We start from the raw sequence: 16,527 nt of genomic DNA on the forward strand, positions 1-16,527 counted from the left end.
CCCGCCCTGCGCGTATCTCACACCACACAGCTACCGGCCCGACTCAGCCGCTGTCAGGCGAACTGTCCGACATCACTCGATCAAGTTCAGTAGCTCCTCCACCGTCAGCTCCACGCGCCGGCCTTCGGCGACCCGGCGCTCCACCGTCTCCTCGTCCGGCCACCGGTCGGGCTGTGCGCCGACTCCCCACTGGCCGTCGGCGACCATCGCGATGTCGCCCACGGTCCAGGCCCGTCCGGCGGCGCGGATCTTGCGTTCCAGTCCGACGCCGTCCCAGTTTCTACTCGCCTCGGCCATCCCCTGCTCCCCTTCACCGACGTGCGGTCCCTCACCGCAACCCAGGTATGACAACCGCGGTCGCCGATCCATTCCCGTCCCGCCGACCGCTCGGCTGTGGTCTCCAGTTCGCCCACGGCAGACGGCATCCCCGGGGAAACGACTACGCACTTCGGCATGCTGCATGCCAACGTACGGGTGTCGGGAAACCCGCAGGTCAACGAATGGATCGTCCAACCGTGAACGCCTCTGCCACCCTCCTGCCCGCCGTCGTCCGCCCCGCCGTGGAAGACCGCCACTGGCTCTCCTCCGACCACTGCGCCGCTCCGGTGCTCGACCTCCTGGCCGCTCTCGGCTGGACGATCGCCGAGACCCCGGAGGCCAACGTCCACGCGACCAGCCCGGACGGCGGCGTCTACGTCGGCTGGCTCCCCGAAGACCCCTCCGCCTGGGCGCGCGAGATCGTCTGGCGCGTCCAGGTGCTGCCCGCCGACGGCGAGGTGTGGGTGCAGGAGTTCGGCATCCACACCCCCTCCGAGGCCGTCGCCGGATTCCTCGCCGCCCTCGTCACTCACTCCTCGCGCTGACCGCCGAACTACGGGGGCGGGCCGACGACGGCCCGTCCCGCCATCTACTCCGATGACCTCGTGAGAATCGCGAACCACGTCGTCGGCTCCGGCACCGCCGTGTTCGCGGCCTACGACGCCATCACGGGTTCCGGCATGGCCTCGCGCGGCATCCCCCAGGTCTGCTGCGGGGTGCTGCTGCTGTACACCGCCGGGATCTTCCAGGACCACCTCCGCCGCCGCGACACCCGTGTCGTCGCCTACCTGTCCGGCAACCCCGACGCGCCCCTCTCCAAGATCAGCGCCGCCACGGTGCTGAACCAGGAACGGGTAGCCAGCTCACTGCAGCGTCTGCACGCCGACGGCCTGGTCGTCTCGGCCAGGCGGTACACGCCCTTCTTGCTGCCGCCCGCGACCCGCTCAACCGCCTCCAGCCGGCGCCCGCCGCCCAGCGCGGCCCTCGCCGCACCCGCCAACTGCTCCCGAGTCACCGCTCTGGGTGCCATGTCCCCAACCGCCTTCTCGTCACGACATTCCGCGCACCCTACGGGAGCAACGGCCGCGTTCACGGTGCCGCATCCGGCTGAGGCGGGAGAGCAGTCCCCGGTGCGCCCAGCCTGTTCGGCGCAGCCCCGCCCAGACGCAGCAGGCGGCCATACCGATGGCGAGCGCGGTCGCGCCGAGCGCGGACGGGACGGTGTTCATCACGAGGATGCCGATCACCACGGCGACGAGTCCGTCGAACTGCCATGCCACGATGCGCAGTCCGGAGAGGTCGCCGAGTGGCGTGATGATCGGGAGGAGCAGTTCGAGCGGCAGATGCAGCTTCATCTCACGCAGGAATCGGGCACCGAGCACCAGCACCACCGATCCCCCGACCAGGAGGACCGTGTTCGCCAGGCCTCCGCCGTGAGGGGGCCGGGTCATGATCGCGAGGCCGCCTCCCAGGCAGGCTCCGACCGCTACGGCGACGACGGGCCATGCCAGCGCGCGGGCGAGCGTCCCGCCCCACCACTCGCCGAACAGCGGGGGCCGGGTCAACTCGTCGCGCAGACCGCGCCATGTCTCGCTCACCCACCCGGATCCCAGATACACGCAGACCGATCCGGCGATCCACGACAACAACGCCGGGGTGCCTTCCGGACGGGCCGCCCCGAGTGTCAGCACGGCGCCGCCGATCAGCAGGAACCCCACGGCCGCGAGCGCGCGACCGGGCGTGCGAAGCGCTCGGAACGCACCCTGTGCGAGATAGCCGCGCAGGCGCCCGTCCGAGCGGATCAGGGCCGAGGTGTGCCCGCGCGGCTCCGGCCGGTACAGGTCGAGCGCGTGGTGGAGCGTACCCGTCCACGCATACGCCTGGGCCTGGGAGGAGCGCGCCGACTCGCGGGCGAGTCTGGCGAGGTCGACGGTCCGGATCGACCGGAAGGCCCCCCGTCCGAGGGCCCCGGCCACGGCCGCCTGCAGGCCGGCGACGAGCCAGAGGCCGCTCCCGTTGTCCGGAGCCATGCGGCTCGTCAGGGTCACCACGAGCGCCAGGGCGCCCGCGGCGGAAGCGAGCAAGAGATTGTCGCGTACCGCTCGGACCTGACCCCACAACCAGGCCACCGCGGCTACGGCGCCGAGCCCCACACCGACAGCGAGACCCCCCAGCGCGGTGTCGAGGTGATCGAACAGGTCGGTCGCGAGGTACGCCGCCGTGCATGTCAACAGCAGTGTGGCCGTGCCCGCGTACGCCAGTCGGCGCCGGGCGATCGTGCCGAGGTAACGCGTCGGTGTGATGTCCGTGGACATGAACACATGCAACAGGAAGGGCTGGATCACCAGCGGTCCCCATATCCGGCCGGTGAGTTGGGCACCCCAGCACACCGCCACCGCGAGCACGCACGCCACGGGCACCGCCTCGGCGGGAGACCCGACGGAGAGGAACCCCGGCGATGTGCTCGCGGCGTGGAAGACCGGTACGAGATAGAAGACCGTGAACAGGGCGACGAGGTAGGCGGTGTACGCGCGGCCGCGCACCGTGGCGCGGTCGCCGCGGCGGGCCCACCGGTGCCGTACGGCCTGGACACGCGCCCTTTCCTCCGCGTCGGGCGCCGTGATGCTGTGCGGTGTCATCCCAACTCCACGCGCCCGTCGCATGCTTCGACCAGCGCGGGCTCGTGGGTGGCGACCAGGAACGCCGTGCCCTCCTTCGCCCGCTCGGTGAGCAGGGTGGCGACCAGCTCGACGCGGTTGCCGTCGAGGTGCCGCTCGGGCTCGTCGAGCAGGACGACTTCAGCGGGACGGACCAAGGTCAGCGCGAGATGGAAGAGTTGGAACTGTCCGGACGAGACCTGATGGGGAAACCGTTCGGCCAGCGAGGAGAGCCCCAGTCGCTCGATGACCCATCGCGCGCGCTCGCCGGTTTCCGGGGTATTGCCGTACCAGGAGGCGGCTACCAGTGTCACCTGCTCCCGCAGCGTCATGTCCCGGGCGACGGGGATCGGTTCGACGAGCGAGGCCAGGAGACGTCGGTGCAGCGGCTTCGCCAGGTCGGCGGGTTCGCCCCTCACCGAACACGAACCGGCCGTCAGGCTCCGACTGCCCAGGAAGGCACGCAGGAGAGTCGTCTTCCCCGAGCCGTTGCCGCCGGTGACACACCAGAACTCGCCCGGCATCACCTCGAACGTGGTGGGCGCGAGCAGCGTGGTGTCGCCCAGCGTCACCGTCGCGCCGTCGGCCGCGATCAAAGGAACTCCGGTCACGTGCGCTCCAGAACCACAAGCGTCCCTCGCGAGCGTGCGCCGTCATCCTCGCCCGCGTACGACCCGTTGACGCCCGCCACCTCCAAGTCGGCCATCCACGCCATCAGTCGAATCCCCGGTCGCGTCGCCCACGTGGCCATCTCGTGGATCCACCAACATACCAGCGCGGGATCGACCGGTACGCCGGCGCCGGACCACTGACATGAGCCCCGGTGAACGAGCCGGGCCCCACCACTCCCGCGGTCAGTCCGGCTGTCGGCGGGCCCGCTTCACCTCGCGGTCGATGGCCCAGGCGTCGGCGACCGGGCCGATGTGGCCGAGCTTGTCGGGATTGATCACCCCGCGGATGGTGTGAATCCGCCCGTCGAGCACGTCGAGGGCCAGGGTGTGGAGCACCTTGCCGTCCCGGTCACGGAAGATCGCGCCGGGCTGACCGTTGACCTCGTGCGGCTCGAACGTCACATCGACCCGGCTCAGCAAGGGGAAGACCGTGCCCAGCAAGCGGGCCACCCGCTCCGCGCCCATGACGGACCTGGCCAGCTGCGGGGCCTTGCCGCCGCCGTCCCCGACCATCGACACGTCGGCGGCCAGCAGGTTTCGCAGCCCGCCCACATCACCGTTCCTCAGGGCGTCGAAGAACCGCGTCGCCAGTTCCTGCCGCTCCTGCCGGTCCGCTTCGAACCGCGGCCGTCCCGCTTCCATGTGCCGCCGCGCCCGTACCAGCAACTGCCGGCACGCCGCCTCGGAACGCCCCACCGCCGCGGCGACCTCGTCGAACCCGAAGGCGAACACCTCCCGCAGCACGAACACCGAGCGTTCCAGCGGACTGAGGCGTTCCAGGAGCAGCAGCGCCGCCATGGACACCGAGTCGGCCAGCTCCGCCGAACGCGCCGGATCCTGGTACGGATCGCTGAGCAGCGGCTCGGGAAACCACGGGCCCGCATACGCCTCGCGCCGCACCCGCGCGGAGCGCAGTACGTCGATCGAGATCCGTGTCACCGTGGTGGACAGGAACGCCTTGGTGGACACGGGCCGGGTCGGCGAGGCGTCGTAGCGCAGCCAGGTCTCCTGCACCGCGTCCTCGGCCTCGCCCACACTGCTCAGAATCCGGTAGGCGATCGAGAACAGCAGCGGCCGCAGCTCCTCGAACTCCTCGACCTTGCTCACGCCGACCCCCTTCCCTCGGCCGATGCCGAGAAGCCGTTCTCGAACCCCTCGTCGATCGAACCTCCGCCTTCGGTCTTCAGTGGAACTGCCCGGCCTTGTAGTCGCCGGCCGGCTGCCGGGTGATGATGTTCAGCCGGTTCACCGAGTTCATGAAGGAGACCATGAACACCAGGGCGATGAGCTGCTCCTCGTCGTAGTGCTCGGCGGCGTACGCCCATGTCTCGTCGCTGACCCCATGGGCCGCGTCCGCGACCCGGGTGCCCTCCTCCGCCAGCGCCAGCGCGGCACGCTCGGCCTCGGTGAAGACCGTGGCCTCCCGCCATGCCGCGACCAGGTTCAGCCGCCCGGAGGTCTCGCCCGCCGCGGCGGCCTCCTTGGTGTGCATGTCGATGCAGGCGGCGCAGCCGTTAATCTGGCTCACGCGCAGCGCCACCAGTTCCTGCGTCACGGCCGGCAGCGGCGACTCCTTGAGCGCCTTGCCCGCCGACATGAAGTACTTGAGTGCCTTGCCCGCGGTCGGGCTGGTGAAGTAGTTCAGTCGCGCGTCCATGATGTGCTCCTCCGAGGTCGTCGTGGCTACACCCCCTGAGACGAGGCGGCCCGGCCTCCTGTGACATGGGCGAATGTGACCCACGTCTCCCTCCACCGGAGGTCCTGGTCCGAAGGTCCCGCTTCCCCTTCCCCGATCGGCGTGGTGATGATGTCGAAATGCCTGGACAGCGGATATTCACATGAACTTCGAACAGCGACGTGTCGTCATCACGGGTGCCTCCCGCGACTTCGGCCGGACTCTCGCCATCCGATTCGCCGGGCTCGGCGCTGAGGTCTTCGTGTCCTCCCGCACGCTGGAGGGGTCGCGCCGCGTGGCGGACGAGATACGTGACCTCGGCCACGAAAAGGTGCGCGCCTTCGCCTGCGACCTCGCCGACGCCGCCTCGATCAGACGGTTCGCCGCTGACGTCGCGGAGTGCACGGACCGGGTGGACGTGCTGGTCAACAACGGCGCCCGGTGGCTGGAGGGGCCGGATCTCCTGTCCGCCAGTGACGAGGACGTGATCGACACCATCGCCGCCGGAGCCACCGGTACGGTCTTGATGGTGAAGCGTCTTCTGCCGCTGCTGCTCGCGTCCGACCGGCCTGACGTGGTCAACATGATCTCCGCCGCCGGGCTTTCTGGCCACCACCGCTCCACCGCGCATGACGCCTTCTACGCCGCGAAGAGCGCACAGGCCGGCTTCGCCGACATCCTCTCCCGGCGACTGCGCCCCCGAGGTGTGCGGGTTGTCTCGCTCTATCCGCCGGACTTCCGCAACCCGGACCCCCTGTCCCCCGAGTGGGAGAGCACTCCGCGCGGCTCCGACGACATGCTGACGGCCCACTCCGTCGCGGAGTGTGCGTTCTTCGCTCTCGGCCAGCCCCGGGACTGTTTCATCAAGTCGTTCCACTTCGAGCAGGCCCCCTGACGGCCGGCCCGCGCCGGGCCCCGGTGTGGCTCCGCCGCCGGGCCCCGCGCCGACCGTACGCTGACCCCGGCCGGACACCAGGGGCCGGCCCTGCTCTCCTTCCGGCCGTGCCGGACCGTCAGGGCCCAGGAGATGGAAGGCGACCACATTCCCACCATGCCTGACGACGCACGCCGTTCCCTGTCGCCGACCGACGCCGTCCTCTCCGACCCCCGGTTGGCCGCCGCGACGGACCGGCTCGGCCGGAAGCTGGTGAAGGCCGTGGTGGTCGGCGTACAGAAGCGGGCCCGCGCCGGTGAGATCCCTCCCTCGGAGGTCACCGAGCGGGCGGTGGCCGCGCTGCCCGCCACGGCGTCCGGGCTCCGGCCGGTGATCAACGCGACCGGTGTGCTCCTCCACACCAACCTGGGCCGGGCGCCCCTGTCCGCGGCGGCGTGCGAGGCCCTGCTCGCCGCCAGCGGCACCACGGACGTCGAACTCAACCTGGTCACGGGCGTGCGCTCCCGGCGCGGCGGGTCGGTGATCGAGGCACTGCTCCAGCAGGTGCCGGACGCGGAAGCCGCCCAGGTGGTCAACAACGGGGCGGCGGCGCTGGTGCTGGCGGCGACCGCGCTGGCGAAGGGCAGGGACATCGTCGTCAGCCGGGGCGAGATGGTGGAAATCGGGGACGGCTTCCGGCTGCCTGACCTGCTGGTGTGCACCGGCGCCCGGCTCCGGGAGGTCGGCACGACCAACCGCACCGCCCTCGCGGACTACGCCTCGGCCGTGGGACCCGAGACCGGGTTCATCCTCAAGGTCCACCCCTCCAACTTCCGTATCACCGGCTTCACCCGGGATGTCGGCGTCGCCGACCTGAGCGGGCTGGGGGTGCCCGTGGTCGCGGACATCGGCTCCGGTCTGCTGGCCCCCGAGCCCGCGCTTCCCGACGAGCCGGACGCGACCAGCTGGCTGCGCGCCGGTGCCTCGCTGGTGACCGCCAGCGGCGACAAGCTGCTGGGCGGTCCGCAGTGCGGCCTCCTGCTGGGACGCGCCGACCTTGTGCGGCGGCTCGCCCGCCACCCTCTCGCGCGTGCGCTGCGCGTGGACAAGCTGACCTTCGCCGCTCTGGAAGCCACCCTGCGGGGCCCCGCGCCCCCGGTCCACACCGCGCTTCACACGGACCGCGGACGGCTTCGGGAGCGTGCGGAGCGGCTCGCGGCGGAGCTGCGCCGGCACGGTCTGGACAGCCGGGCGGTCGACAGCGAGGCGGTGATCGGCGGCGGCGGCGCCCCCGGTGTCACATTGCCGAGCGCGGCGGTGTCGCTGCCCGCGCACTGCGCGGACCCGCTGCGCCGAGCGGCGCCCGCGGTGATGGGCCGGGTGGAGTCCGGGCGCTGTCTGCTGGACCTTCGAGCGGTCCCGGAGGCGGCGGACCCCGCGTTGGCGGCCGCCGTGCGGCGGGCGTGCCCCGTACCGCCCGGCCGCCCCGACCAGCGGGGGAGGTGAGGGCGCGTGCACGTCGTCGCCACCGCCGGACATGTCGACCACGGAAAGTCCGCCCTGCTGCGGGCCCTGACCGGGATGGAGCCCGACCGGTGGGCGGAGGAACAGCGCAGGGGCATGACCCTGGACCTGGGATTCGTGTGGACCCGGCTGCCCGGCGCCGGGGACCTGGCCTTCGTCGACGTACCGGGACACGAGCGGCTGGTGGGCACCATGCTCGCCGGTGTGGGGCCGGTCCCCGCCGTGCTGTTCGTGGTCGCCGCGGACCAGGGCTGGCAACCGCAGTCGGAGGAACACCTCGCGGTCCTGGACGCGCTCGGTGTGCGCCATGGGGTGCTCGCCGTCTCCCGCGGTGATCTGGCGGACCCGGCGGCCGCGCGGGGGGAGGCGTTGGCCCGGATCGCGAAGTCCTCGCTGGGCACCGTGGCGTCCGTGGCCCTGAGCTCGGTGACCGGCGCCGGTCTGGACGAGCTGCGTACGGCCCTGACCGAACTGGTCCGCGCGCTCCCCGCTCCCGATCCCGTCGCGGACGTACGGCTGTGGGTCGACCGCGTCTTCACGGTGCGCGGCCGGGGCACGGTCGTCACCGGCACACTCGGCGCGGGCGCGATCCGGGTGGGCGACCACCTCGAACTGGCCCGGGACGGCAGGCCGTTGCGGGTACGGGGCCTGGAGACGCTCAAGGAACCCCGGCAGGAGGTGAGCGCGGTCGCCCGGGTGGCGGTCAACCTGCACGGGCCCGGAGCCGGGGCGCCGCACCGCGGGGACGCGCTGCTCACCCCGGGGCGCTGGCTCACCACCGACACCGTGGACGTACGGCTGGGCGGCGCTCTCCGCGGCGACCTGCCACGGCAGCTGACCCTGCATGTCGGCTCGGCGGCCGTCCCGGTGACGTTCCGTCCGCTGGGCGAGGACACCGCCCGGCTGAGACTCGCCGGACCTCTGCCGCTCCGGATCGGCGACGTCGCGTTGCTGCGCGACCCCGGGCGGCACCACGTCCCGGCCGGGGTGACCGTGCTGGATGTCCGCCCGCCGCCGCTCACCCGGCGTGGCTCCGCCGCCGCCCGGGCCCGTGAACTCCACGCGGTGACCGGACCGCCGGACGGAGCCGTGGAGCTGCGCCGCCGGAGGCTGGTGCGCCGCACGGAACTGGTCGCCATGGGAGTACGTCCGCCGTCCGACCCGGTGGCCGGGGAGTGGCTGGCCGACCCCGCCCACTGGGCCGTCCTGCGCGACAGGCTCCGGCAGGCCGTCGAGGAGCACGCCGTCCGCCATCCGCTGGAGCCCGGCCTCCCGTTGGAGGCGGCCCGTCAGACGCTCGGCCTGCCGGAGCGCTGCCTGGTCGAGGCGCTGCTGGCGGCCGACCCCGGGCTGCGGCAGCGCGACGGCCGGCTCTACGGCGACCGGGCCCGCCCGGCGCTTCCGCCGCCGGTCGAGGCAGCCGTCGAGGCGGTACGAGCCGACTTGGCCCGAGCCCCGTTCCGCGCCCCCGAGGCCGAGCGGCTGGAGCGGCTCGGTCTGACGTCCCGTATGCTCGCCGCCGCCGCGGCGGCCGGGGCCCTGCTGCGTATCGGAGACGGCATCGTGCTGCTGCCGGGCGCGGACGCGCGGGCCGCGACGGTCCTCTCCCGGCTGGAGCAGCCGTTCACCGCGAGTCAGGCGCGCCGGGCCCTGGACACCACGCGCCGCGTCGCCATCCCCCTGCTGGAACACCTCGACCGGCGGAACTACACGGTCCGCCTGGACGGCGCTCTGCGCCGCTGCGTGGTGGGTGCGACGGGCGTGGCGGGCGTGACGGGCGGTTCCCGGGACGGGAGAGGCCCGACGGATGCGGGCTGACAGCGCCGGAGAAGCGCCGCCCGTACGACGGATCGCTCCTCCCGCGCGCCGCGGCACAGCCGCTGAGCGGAGACGGACGGGAATCGAACCCGCCTGCCCGAGTTGCTCGGGCACCTCGGTTTTGAAGACCGGGAGGGCCACCAGGCACCTCTACGCCTCCCTGCCGGACCTGGGGCCTGTCCGAGGGCCCATCGAATCTCCCGGTCGGGCGGGTGTCAACGCGCCGCGCTGGGACCTCGGTCCCGTACCGGCCGCGGTACGGGGCCGATGCGGGAGCCGCTGTGGGAGCCGACGTGAGAGCCGACGTGAGAAGGGAATCGTGATGACGACGACAGCGACCCGGCGGGACGGCGTCCGGCTGACCCAGTACGCCCATGGCGGCGGCTGCGCCTGCAAGATCCCCCCGGGCGAGCTGGAGGAGGTCGTCGCCGGGCTGACCGGCCGCACACCTCTCCCGGGCCGCGCCGGGGACCTTCTCGTCGGCCTGGACAGCGGGGACGACGCCGCCGTGGTGCGGCTGCCGGGCGGGGCCGGCGCACAGGCCGTCGTCGCCACCGCCGACTTCTTCACCCCGGTGGTCGACGATCCCTACGACTGGGGCCGGATCGCCGCCGCCAACGCGCTGTCCGACGTCTACGCCATGGGCGGCTCCCCCCTGGTGGCCGTGAATCTGCTGGCATGGCCCCGGGACGTGCTCCCTCTCGCACTGGTACGGGAGGTGCTGCGCGGCGGGCTGGACATCGCGGCCGAGGCGGGCTGCCATGTGGCGGGCGGCCACAGCGTGGACGACCCGGAACCCAAGTACGGCATGGCGGTCACCGGCGTCGCCGATCCCGCCCGCCTGCTCCGCAACGACACCGGGCGACCGGGGATGCCGCTGTCGCTGACCAAGCCGCTGGGCCTCGGTGTCCTCAACAACCGGCACAAGGCCACCGGCGAGGTCTTCCCCGAGGCCGTGCGGACCATGGTGACGCTCAACCGCGACGCCGCGGCAGCCGCTCTGGCGGGGTCGGCGGTCTGCGCGACCGATGTCACCGGATTCGGCCTGCTCGGGCACCTGTACAAGCTGGCGCGTGCCTCAGGCGTGACCGCCGTGGTCCACGCCTCGGCGGTCCCCGTCCTCGACGGGGCACGGGAGGCCGCCAGGGCCGGATATGTGAGCGGTGGCACCCGCCGCAATCTCGCCTGGGTCGCCCCGGGCACCGACTTCGGCGGTACGGACGAGCTGACCCGGCTGCTGCTGGCCGACGCCCAGACGTCCGGCGGACTGCTGGTGGCCGGGGAGGTTCCCGGGGCGCCGGTCATCGGGGAACTCGTCCCCGAAGGAGAACACCGGCTGGTCATCCGCTGATCCGGCGTCGGGCCGCGCGGGCAGCGCGTCCCGTACGGTTGCCGTCGGGGCCCGTGGCCGTACCCCGCGATGTCACGTTCCGGGTCGCTCGGCGTCCCGGGCCCTCAGGCGTTCCCGCTGCGGCACCACGACATAGGCGGGATCCTTCGTGGACGCGACGCCCGCCTCGAACGTGCCGAAGCGCTGCAGGACGCTGCCGGCCAGCAGGGCAAGACCGGCCGCGGCGGCGGCCGGGCGGCTGCGCCGGGCGACGGTCAGCGCGGCGATCCCCCCGCCCAGCGTGAGGTATTCGGACGCCCGGCGCAGCCGGTGCGCCCGCCCGGTGGTGTACGCCTTGGTCACCAGGCCGGGACGCCGCTCGATCAGCCGGGAGGCGACGAGTTCCGCCGCCGCCCCGGCCGCGCCGAGCCGACGGGCGGGACCGGCCTCGGCCACCGGCGCCAGCAGCATCCCGAAGCCGCCTCCGCTGGCCGCGGCTGACCCGGTGAACACGAACGGCATTTCCCGGCGGGCGTCGTGCCAGGCCGGTACGGCCGTCTGGGAGAGCAGCACGGCCGTGTAGGAGGCGAGCCCGGGGGCGAAGGCCGCCGCGGACAACCCGGCGGGGCGCGCGGCCATCCGCAGCAGCCGACCGGGCAGGGTGGCGCGCACGGACGCGGGTAGCAGCTCGGCCGTGGCCGCCAAGGCGCTGCCGGGCCCGAAGGCGACCAGGATCCAGGTGCCGACGGACATCGGGGAGGTCGGCTTGGCGACCCGCAGCATGTGGTGGAACCGCTCGGGCCGGCCCAGGTCGGCGACCAGCAGATAGGTGCTGGCCACCAGGGCGCCGAAGCTGCCGAGCCGGCTCGCGCGGCGCAGCGCCGGACGCCCGGTCAGATCGGCACCCGCCCCGAGCAGGGCCGAACTGGCCGCCAGCCCACCGGTGAACAGGTACGCCGGGATCTTCCACTCCCACACAGGTGGCTTCAGCACGGGCCGGCCGTAGTAGGAGCGGAACTCCGTGCTCGGTACGGTCGACCGCTCAGGGCCCCCGTCACCGTCCGGGCCCGCGCCGCCGGTGCGTGCCCGGACACCGGTCGATCCGGTCCGGCCGCGCGGCTCCCGGGGGCTTCCGCCGTCGTCGGTCATCGCCGGCCTCCGCCCAGGAAGACGGCGGCCGAGGCGGCCAGCAGGGCCGAGGCGGCCACGCCCGCGTATCTCCACATGGTGGGCAGGTCACGCGTGGGCACGACCGGGTCGGGCGGCAGTCCGTACACCTCCGGCTCGTCCAGCAGCAGGAAGAACGCGCCGTCGCCGCCCACCCCGTCATCGGGGTCGCGGCCGTACAGCCGGGCCTCGGCGACCCCCGCCTCGTGCAGCTGCTCCAGCCGCCGGTCGGCCCGCTCCCGCAGCTCGTCCAGCGGGCCGAACTGGATGGAGTCCGTCGGGCACGCCTTCGCGCAGGCCGGTTCCAGGTCGCCGCGCAGCCGGTCGTAGCACATGGTGCACTTCCAGGCCCGTCCGTCGTCGGGCCGCCGGTCGATCACCCCGTAGGGGCATCCGGACACGCAGTAGCCGCAGCCGTTGCAGATGTCGTCCTGCACCACCACGGTGCCGAATTCGGTGCGGAACAGGGCCCCGGTGGGGCACACGTCGAGGCATCCGGCATGGGTGCAGTGTTTGCACACGTCGGAGGACATCAGCCAGCGGAAGGCCGTGCGGCTCTCCGCGCCCGTGCCGGCGCCGGGCAGTTCGAAGGAGGGGAATCCGAGGTGGACCGGGGCGGTGCCCAGATCGCCGCCGCCTCGTTCGGCATGAGCGAGAGCGCCGGCCACCGCGGCCTCCGCCGCATCGGTGCTGGAGGCGCCGGTGGGAAGGGCGGCCAGGCCCGCGTCCTGCCGGCCCAGCGGACGCTCCTGCTCGATGAAGGCGACGTGCCGCCAGGAACTCGCCCCGAGCATGCCGGTGTTGTCGAACGACATGCCCAGCAGGTCGAGGCCGTCCTCGGGCACGTTGTTCCATTCCTTGCAGGCCACCTCGCACGCCTTGCAGCCGATGCAGACGGAGGTGTCGGTGAAGAAGCCCACCCGGGGCGGATGGTCGCGGTGGCCGGCGTCCGCCGCGGGATCGGCGAGCGGCCCGTACAAGCTGTGCTCGTGCGTCATGCTGGTTCCTCCGATGGGCCCGGTTCGGTGTGGGGCGGCCTGGGGCCGTCGCCGACCGTCACGACGCGGGTGCCGGTCTCCCGTGTGATCCCGGCCCGGTCGCGGTAGCCGTCGACGTACTCCAGCAGGGCCGGACCCCGGGGGCGGCGCCCGGGCCGGACGTCGCAGGTCAGCACCTTGCTCTCCTGGATGAACACATTCGGCTCGGCCACCACGCCGATCAGGTCGTTGACCACGTCCCCGGTGGTCAGTCCGCTCTGCCCCCAGTGGTAGGGCATCCAGACCTGGTGGACGATCCGGCCGTCGATCCGCAGCGGCGCCATCCGGTCGGTGACGACGACCCGGGCCTCCACAGCGGTCCTGCTGGTGATCACATGTCCCCAGTCCAGATGGCGCAGGCCGCGTTCGGCCGCCAGCTCCGGTGACACCTCCACGAACAGCTCCGGCTGAAGCTCCGACAGATACGGGAGCTGCCGGCTCATGCCGCCCGCGGTGTGGTGCTCGGTGAGCCGCGCCGCGGTGAAGACATAGGGGAACACCTCGCTGTGCGCCTCGGGCGGAGCGGGGTTGGACGGGTTGTCAGGACGCCCGTACACCTTCCGCACGGGGTTGCCCTGCTGACCGTAGAGGAGGTTGCGCGTGGGCGACTCGTGCGGCTCGTAATGGGTGGGCAGCGGACCGTCCGCGAGTCCGGCCGGTGCGAACAGCCATGCCTTCCCGTCGGACATCATGATGAACGCGTCGTCGCCGCGCAGCGCCTCGGTCCCCGATGCCCCCTCGGGCGGCCGGTAATCGGGCGGCTTGCCCTTCTCGAAGTCCGGTGTGTCGCGTCCGGTCCACTCACGCCGCTGCTCGTCCCACCAGACGAGGGCCTTCCGTTCGCTCCAGGGCCTGCCGTGCGGGTCGGCGGAGGCGCGGTTGTAGAGCACGCGCCGGTTCATCGGCCAGGTCCAGCCCCACTCCGCGTCGTACGGTCCCTGCTCGAACCGGGACTTACGGCGCCGGGCCTGGTTGACCTCGTCGGCGTACACCCCGCTGTAGATCCAGCAGCCGCAGGCCGTGCTGCCGTCGGCCTTGAGGTCGGGGTAACCGCTGACCGTCCGCCCGGTGCGCAGGTCGATCCCATTGATGTGGCGCAGCACGTCCGCGGCGGACGGCTCGTCGCCCTCGGCCAGATAGTCCCAGGCCAGATCGAGGACGGGGCGGTCGCGCTCGTCGGCGGAGCCGGCCAGCTTCTCCTTGACCCGCCGGCCGAGGTGGTAGAAGAACCACAGCTCCGACCGCTGGTCACCGGCCGGCTCGACGGCCTGGTCCCGCCATTGCAGCATCCGCTGGGTCTGGGTGAAGGTGCCGGACTTCTCCACGTGCGAGGCCGCGGGGAAGAAGAACACCTCCGTGCGGCAGCGCTCGGTGACGATCTCGCCGGTCTCGGTCTCGGGGGCGTCCTTCCAGAACGTGGCGCTCTCGATCATGGCGAGGTCGCGCACGACCAGCCAGTCGAGATTGGCCATGCCCAGGCGCTGGAGCCGGCCGTGGGCCGAGCCGACGGCGGGGTTCTGGCCGAGCAGGAAGTAGCCGAAGACCTTCCCGTCGATCATGTCCATCGCGGTGCGGTATGTGCCGTGGTCGCCGTTGATCCGTGGCAGGTAGTCGAAGCAGTAGTCGTTCTCCGCCGTCGCCGCGTCGCCCCAGTACTCCTTGAGCAGCGAGATCATGTAGGCGTCGGCATTGCCCCAGAATCCCTTCTGGTTACGGGGGCGGACGGTGTCCAGATAGGCGGCCAGGTTCCCGTGGGTGACGTCCGGCATGGGCAGATACCCGGGCAGCAGATTGAACAGGGTCGGGATGTCGGTGGACCCCTGGATGCTGGCGTGGCCGCGCAGCGCGAAGATCCCGCCGCCGGGGCGGCCGATGTTGCCCAGCAGAAGCTGGATGATCGACCCGGCCCGGATGTACTGGGCGCCGACGGAGTGCTGGGTCCAGCCGACGCTGTACACCAGCGCGGTGGTGCGCTCCCGGCCGGAGTTCGCCGTCCAGTCGCGACAGACTCCCAGGAACAGCTCCTGGGGTACCCCGCAGATCCGCTCCACCATCTCGGGGGTGTAGCGCGAGAAGTGCCGCTTGAGCACCTGGAACACGCAGCGGGGATGCTCCAGGGTGGGGTCGGAGGCGATCTCGCCGGCGGCCCCTTCGACGGCCGGACCACTGGCGCCGTGCTGGTACGGCGCGGACTGCTCCTTGTCGTGGCAGCCGGGTCCCCCGTGGGGGTCCGGTGCCTCCTGTGCCTCGTGGCGGCCCGGTCGCCGCGCCGCCTCGGTGCTCTCGTACAGCCAGCTCGACGGGTCGTACGAGGCGGTGTGCGGGTCGTACCCGCTGAACAGCCCGTCCAGGTCCTCGGTGTCCTGGTACCGCTCGCTCAGCAGGAACGGCGCGTTGGTGTACGCCCGCACGTACTCCCGGAAGTCCAGACCGTGGGACAGGATGTAGTTGATCACGCCGCCGAGGAAGGCCATGTCGGTACCGGCCCGCAGCGCGACGTACTGGTCCGCCAGAGCGCTGGTACGGGTGAACCGCGGGTCGATGTGGATGACCCGGGCACCGCGCGCCTTGGCCTCCACCACCCACTGGAACCCGACCGGATGGGCTTCGGCCATGTTCGAGCCCATGATGATGACGCAGTCGGAGTTGACCAGGTCCTGCTGGTAATCGGTCGCGCCGCCGCGCCCGAACGAGGCTCCCAGACCGGGAACCGTGGCGGAGTGTCAAATACGCGCCTGGTTCTCGACCTGTAGTGCTCCCAGAGCCGTGAACAACTTCTTGATCAGGTAGTTTTCCTCGTTGTCCAGCGTGGCGCCGCCGAGGCTGGCGATGCCCATGGTGCGCCGTAGCGTCTTCCCGGCCCCGTCGGTGTCCTGCCAGCCCCTGCGCCGCGCGTCCAGCACCCGGTCGGCCACCATGTCCATGGCCGTGTCCAGGTCCAGGTCCTGCCACTGGGTTCCGTAGGGCGGCCGGTAACGCACCTTCAGCTCGCGCTGCGGACCGGTGACGAGCTGCTTGCTGGCCGAGCCCTTCGGGCAGAGGCGACCGCGCGAGATCGGGCTGTCCGGGTTGCCCTCGATCTGGATGACCTGCTCGTCCTTCACATAGACGCGCTGCGCGCAGCCCACCGCGCAGTAGGGGCAGATCGAGTCCGCCACCCGGTCGGCGCCCCCGGTCCTGGGCGCGAGGCCGGCGGAGCGTCCGGACTCGGCGGCCTTGCCCCGGCCCAGCCGGTCCGTCCCCACGAGCTGCCGGTATACGGGCCATGCGCCGAGCCACCGTTTCGCGCCCATCCGCGTGCTCCTTCGTGCGGTGGTGTTCACCTGGTCCGGACTGTACGCCTCGGCCCTTTGTCCGCAATTCCGGGAACGCCCGGGGAAGCCCGGACATCGGGTCCAGGGCTGGTGAGTCCCGACCTGATCGGGCTGGGCCATTCGGGCTGACCGAGCGTGCGGG

At 72.2% G+C, this 16,527-nt stretch carries 13 protein-coding genes, 1 tRNA gene and 1 pseudogene; 5 read left to right on the top strand and 10 right to left on the bottom strand.

Going from position 1 to position 16,527, the window contains the following annotated elements:
* Positions 1-72: 72 nt before the first annotated feature.
* Positions 73-297 carry a hypothetical protein gene (locus tag M1203_RS29855; RefSeq protein WP_249952940.1) on the bottom strand — a complete coding sequence of 75 codons (225 nt, stop codon included), beginning with the start codon at positions 295-297 and terminating at the stop codon, positions 73-75.
* Between the two features lie 218 nt (positions 298-515).
* Here M1203_RS29855 and M1203_RS29860 point away from each other — a divergent pair, with 218 nt between their 5' ends.
* Complete coding sequence (locus M1203_RS29860; protein WP_249952941.1) at positions 516-863, top strand: DUF317 domain-containing protein; 348 nt, start codon at positions 516-518, stop codon at positions 861-863.
* Between the two features lie 356 nt (positions 864-1,219).
* Here M1203_RS29860 and M1203_RS29865 read toward each other — a convergent pair.
* The 5 genes and pseudogenes from M1203_RS29865 to M1203_RS29885 all read right to left on the bottom strand — a co-directional run.
* Positions 1,220-1,348: pseudogene (locus M1203_RS29865) on the bottom strand (aminoglycoside phosphotransferase family protein); the annotation flags it as partial.
* A gap of 19 nt (positions 1,349-1,367) precedes the next feature.
* Positions 1,368-2,957: a hypothetical protein gene (locus M1203_RS29870; RefSeq protein WP_249952942.1), complete on the bottom strand. Its 1,590-nt coding sequence runs from the start codon at positions 2,955-2,957 to the stop codon at positions 1,368-1,370.
* Positions 2,954-3,586 (bottom strand): ATP-binding cassette domain-containing protein, encoded by a 633-nt coding sequence (locus M1203_RS29875; RefSeq protein WP_249952943.1) that lies wholly within the window; start codon positions 3,584-3,586, stop codon positions 2,954-2,956. The genes M1203_RS29870 and M1203_RS29875 overlap by 4 nt, the downstream gene beginning before the upstream one ends.
* Before the next feature lie 243 nt (positions 3,587-3,829).
* The gene (locus M1203_RS29880; RefSeq protein ID WP_249952944.1) at positions 3,830-4,753 is read right to left on the bottom strand and encodes an RNA polymerase sigma-70 factor; all 924 of its coding nucleotides are present in this window, start codon (positions 4,751-4,753) and stop codon (positions 3,830-3,832) included.
* 76 nt (positions 4,754-4,829) lie between these two features.
* Entirely contained in the window at positions 4,830-5,303 is a 474-nt protein-coding gene (locus M1203_RS29885; RefSeq protein WP_249952945.1) for a carboxymuconolactone decarboxylase family protein, read from the bottom strand.
* Positions 5,304-5,484: 181 nt separating this feature from the next.
* Here M1203_RS29885 and M1203_RS29890 point away from each other — a divergent pair, with 181 nt between their 5' ends.
* From M1203_RS29890 to M1203_RS29900, 3 genes are all read left to right on the top strand, one after another.
* Positions 5,485-6,216 (top strand): SDR family oxidoreductase, encoded by a 732-nt coding sequence (locus M1203_RS29890; protein WP_249952946.1) that lies wholly within the window; start codon positions 5,485-5,487, stop codon positions 6,214-6,216.
* 156 nt (positions 6,217-6,372) lie between these two features.
* Positions 6,373-7,701, top strand: coding sequence for an L-seryl-tRNA(Sec) selenium transferase (gene selA / locus M1203_RS29895; RefSeq protein ID WP_249952947.1), 1,329 nt, complete (start codon positions 6,373-6,375; stop codon positions 7,699-7,701).
* Positions 7,702-7,707: 6 nt separating this feature from the next.
* Positions 7,708-9,537, top strand: a complete 1,830-nt coding sequence (locus M1203_RS29900) for a selenocysteine-specific translation elongation factor (RefSeq protein ID WP_249952948.1) — start codon at positions 7,708-7,710, stop codon at positions 9,535-9,537.
* A gap of 66 nt (positions 9,538-9,603) precedes the next feature.
* Here M1203_RS29900 and M1203_RS29905 read toward each other — a convergent pair.
* Positions 9,604-9,697 (bottom strand) — tRNA-Sec (locus M1203_RS29905).
* A gap of 162 nt (positions 9,698-9,859) precedes the next feature.
* Here M1203_RS29905 and selD point away from each other — a divergent pair.
* Positions 9,860-10,888 carry a selenide, water dikinase SelD gene (selD, locus tag M1203_RS29910; protein ID WP_249952949.1) on the top strand — a complete coding sequence of 343 codons (1,029 nt, stop codon included), beginning with the start codon at positions 9,860-9,862 and terminating at the stop codon, positions 10,886-10,888.
* 72 nt (positions 10,889-10,960) lie between these two features.
* On the opposite strand, the gene nrfD is transcribed toward selD, so the two are convergent.
* From nrfD to fdh, 3 genes are read right to left on the bottom strand one after another with little or no spacing between them, the layout of a single operon-like run.
* A complete protein-coding gene (nrfD, locus tag M1203_RS29915; protein ID WP_249952950.1) occupies positions 10,961-12,016 on the bottom strand; it encodes an NrfD/PsrC family molybdoenzyme membrane anchor subunit in 1,056 nt (351 codons plus the stop codon).
* Complete coding sequence (locus tag M1203_RS29920; protein ID WP_249952951.1) at positions 12,013-13,032, bottom strand: 4Fe-4S dicluster domain-containing protein; 1,020 nt, start codon at positions 13,030-13,032, stop codon at positions 12,013-12,015. The genes nrfD and M1203_RS29920 overlap by 4 nt, the downstream gene beginning before the upstream one ends.
* Positions 13,029-16,364, bottom strand: coding sequence for a formate dehydrogenase (fdh, locus tag M1203_RS29925; protein ID WP_249952952.1), 3,336 nt, complete (start codon positions 16,362-16,364; stop codon positions 13,029-13,031). The genes M1203_RS29920 and fdh overlap by 4 nt, the downstream gene beginning before the upstream one ends.
* Positions 16,365-16,527: the final 163 nt, after the last annotated feature.

Origin of the sequence: Streptomyces sp. 35G-GA-8 (assembly GCF_023534745.1) — a bacterium.
GTDB lineage: Bacteria > Actinomycetota > Actinomycetes > Streptomycetales > Streptomycetaceae > Streptomyces.

What these genes read in the sequence shown, in the direction of transcription:
- M1203_RS29870 (WP_249952942.1), bottom strand. Translation starts at nt 2,957, where the DNA reads ATGACACCGCACAGCATCACGGCGCCCGACGCGGAGGAAAGGGCGCGT.
- M1203_RS29890 (WP_249952946.1), top strand. Translation starts at nt 5,485, where the DNA reads ATGAACTTCGAACAGCGACGTGTCGTCATCACGGGTGCCTCCCGCGAC.
- M1203_RS29885 (WP_249952945.1), bottom strand. Translation starts at nt 5,303, where the DNA reads ATGGACGCGCGACTGAACTACTTCACCAGCCCGACCGCGGGCAAGGCA.
- selA (WP_249952947.1), top strand. Translation starts at nt 6,373, where the DNA reads ATGCCTGACGACGCACGCCGTTCCCTGTCGCCGACCGACGCCGTCCTC.
- M1203_RS29920 (WP_249952951.1), bottom strand. Translation starts at nt 13,032, where the DNA reads ATGACGCACGAGCACAGCTTGTACGGGCCGCTCGCCGATCCCGCGGCG.
- M1203_RS29855 (WP_249952940.1), bottom strand. Translation starts at nt 297, where the DNA reads ATGGCCGAGGCGAGTAGAAACTGGGACGGCGTCGGACTGGAACGCAAG.
- nrfD (WP_249952950.1), bottom strand. Translation starts at nt 12,016, where the DNA reads ATGACCGACGACGGCGGAAGCCCCCGGGAGCCGCGCGGCCGGACCGGA.
- selD (WP_249952949.1), top strand. Translation starts at nt 9,860, where the DNA reads ATGACGACGACAGCGACCCGGCGGGACGGCGTCCGGCTGACCCAGTAC.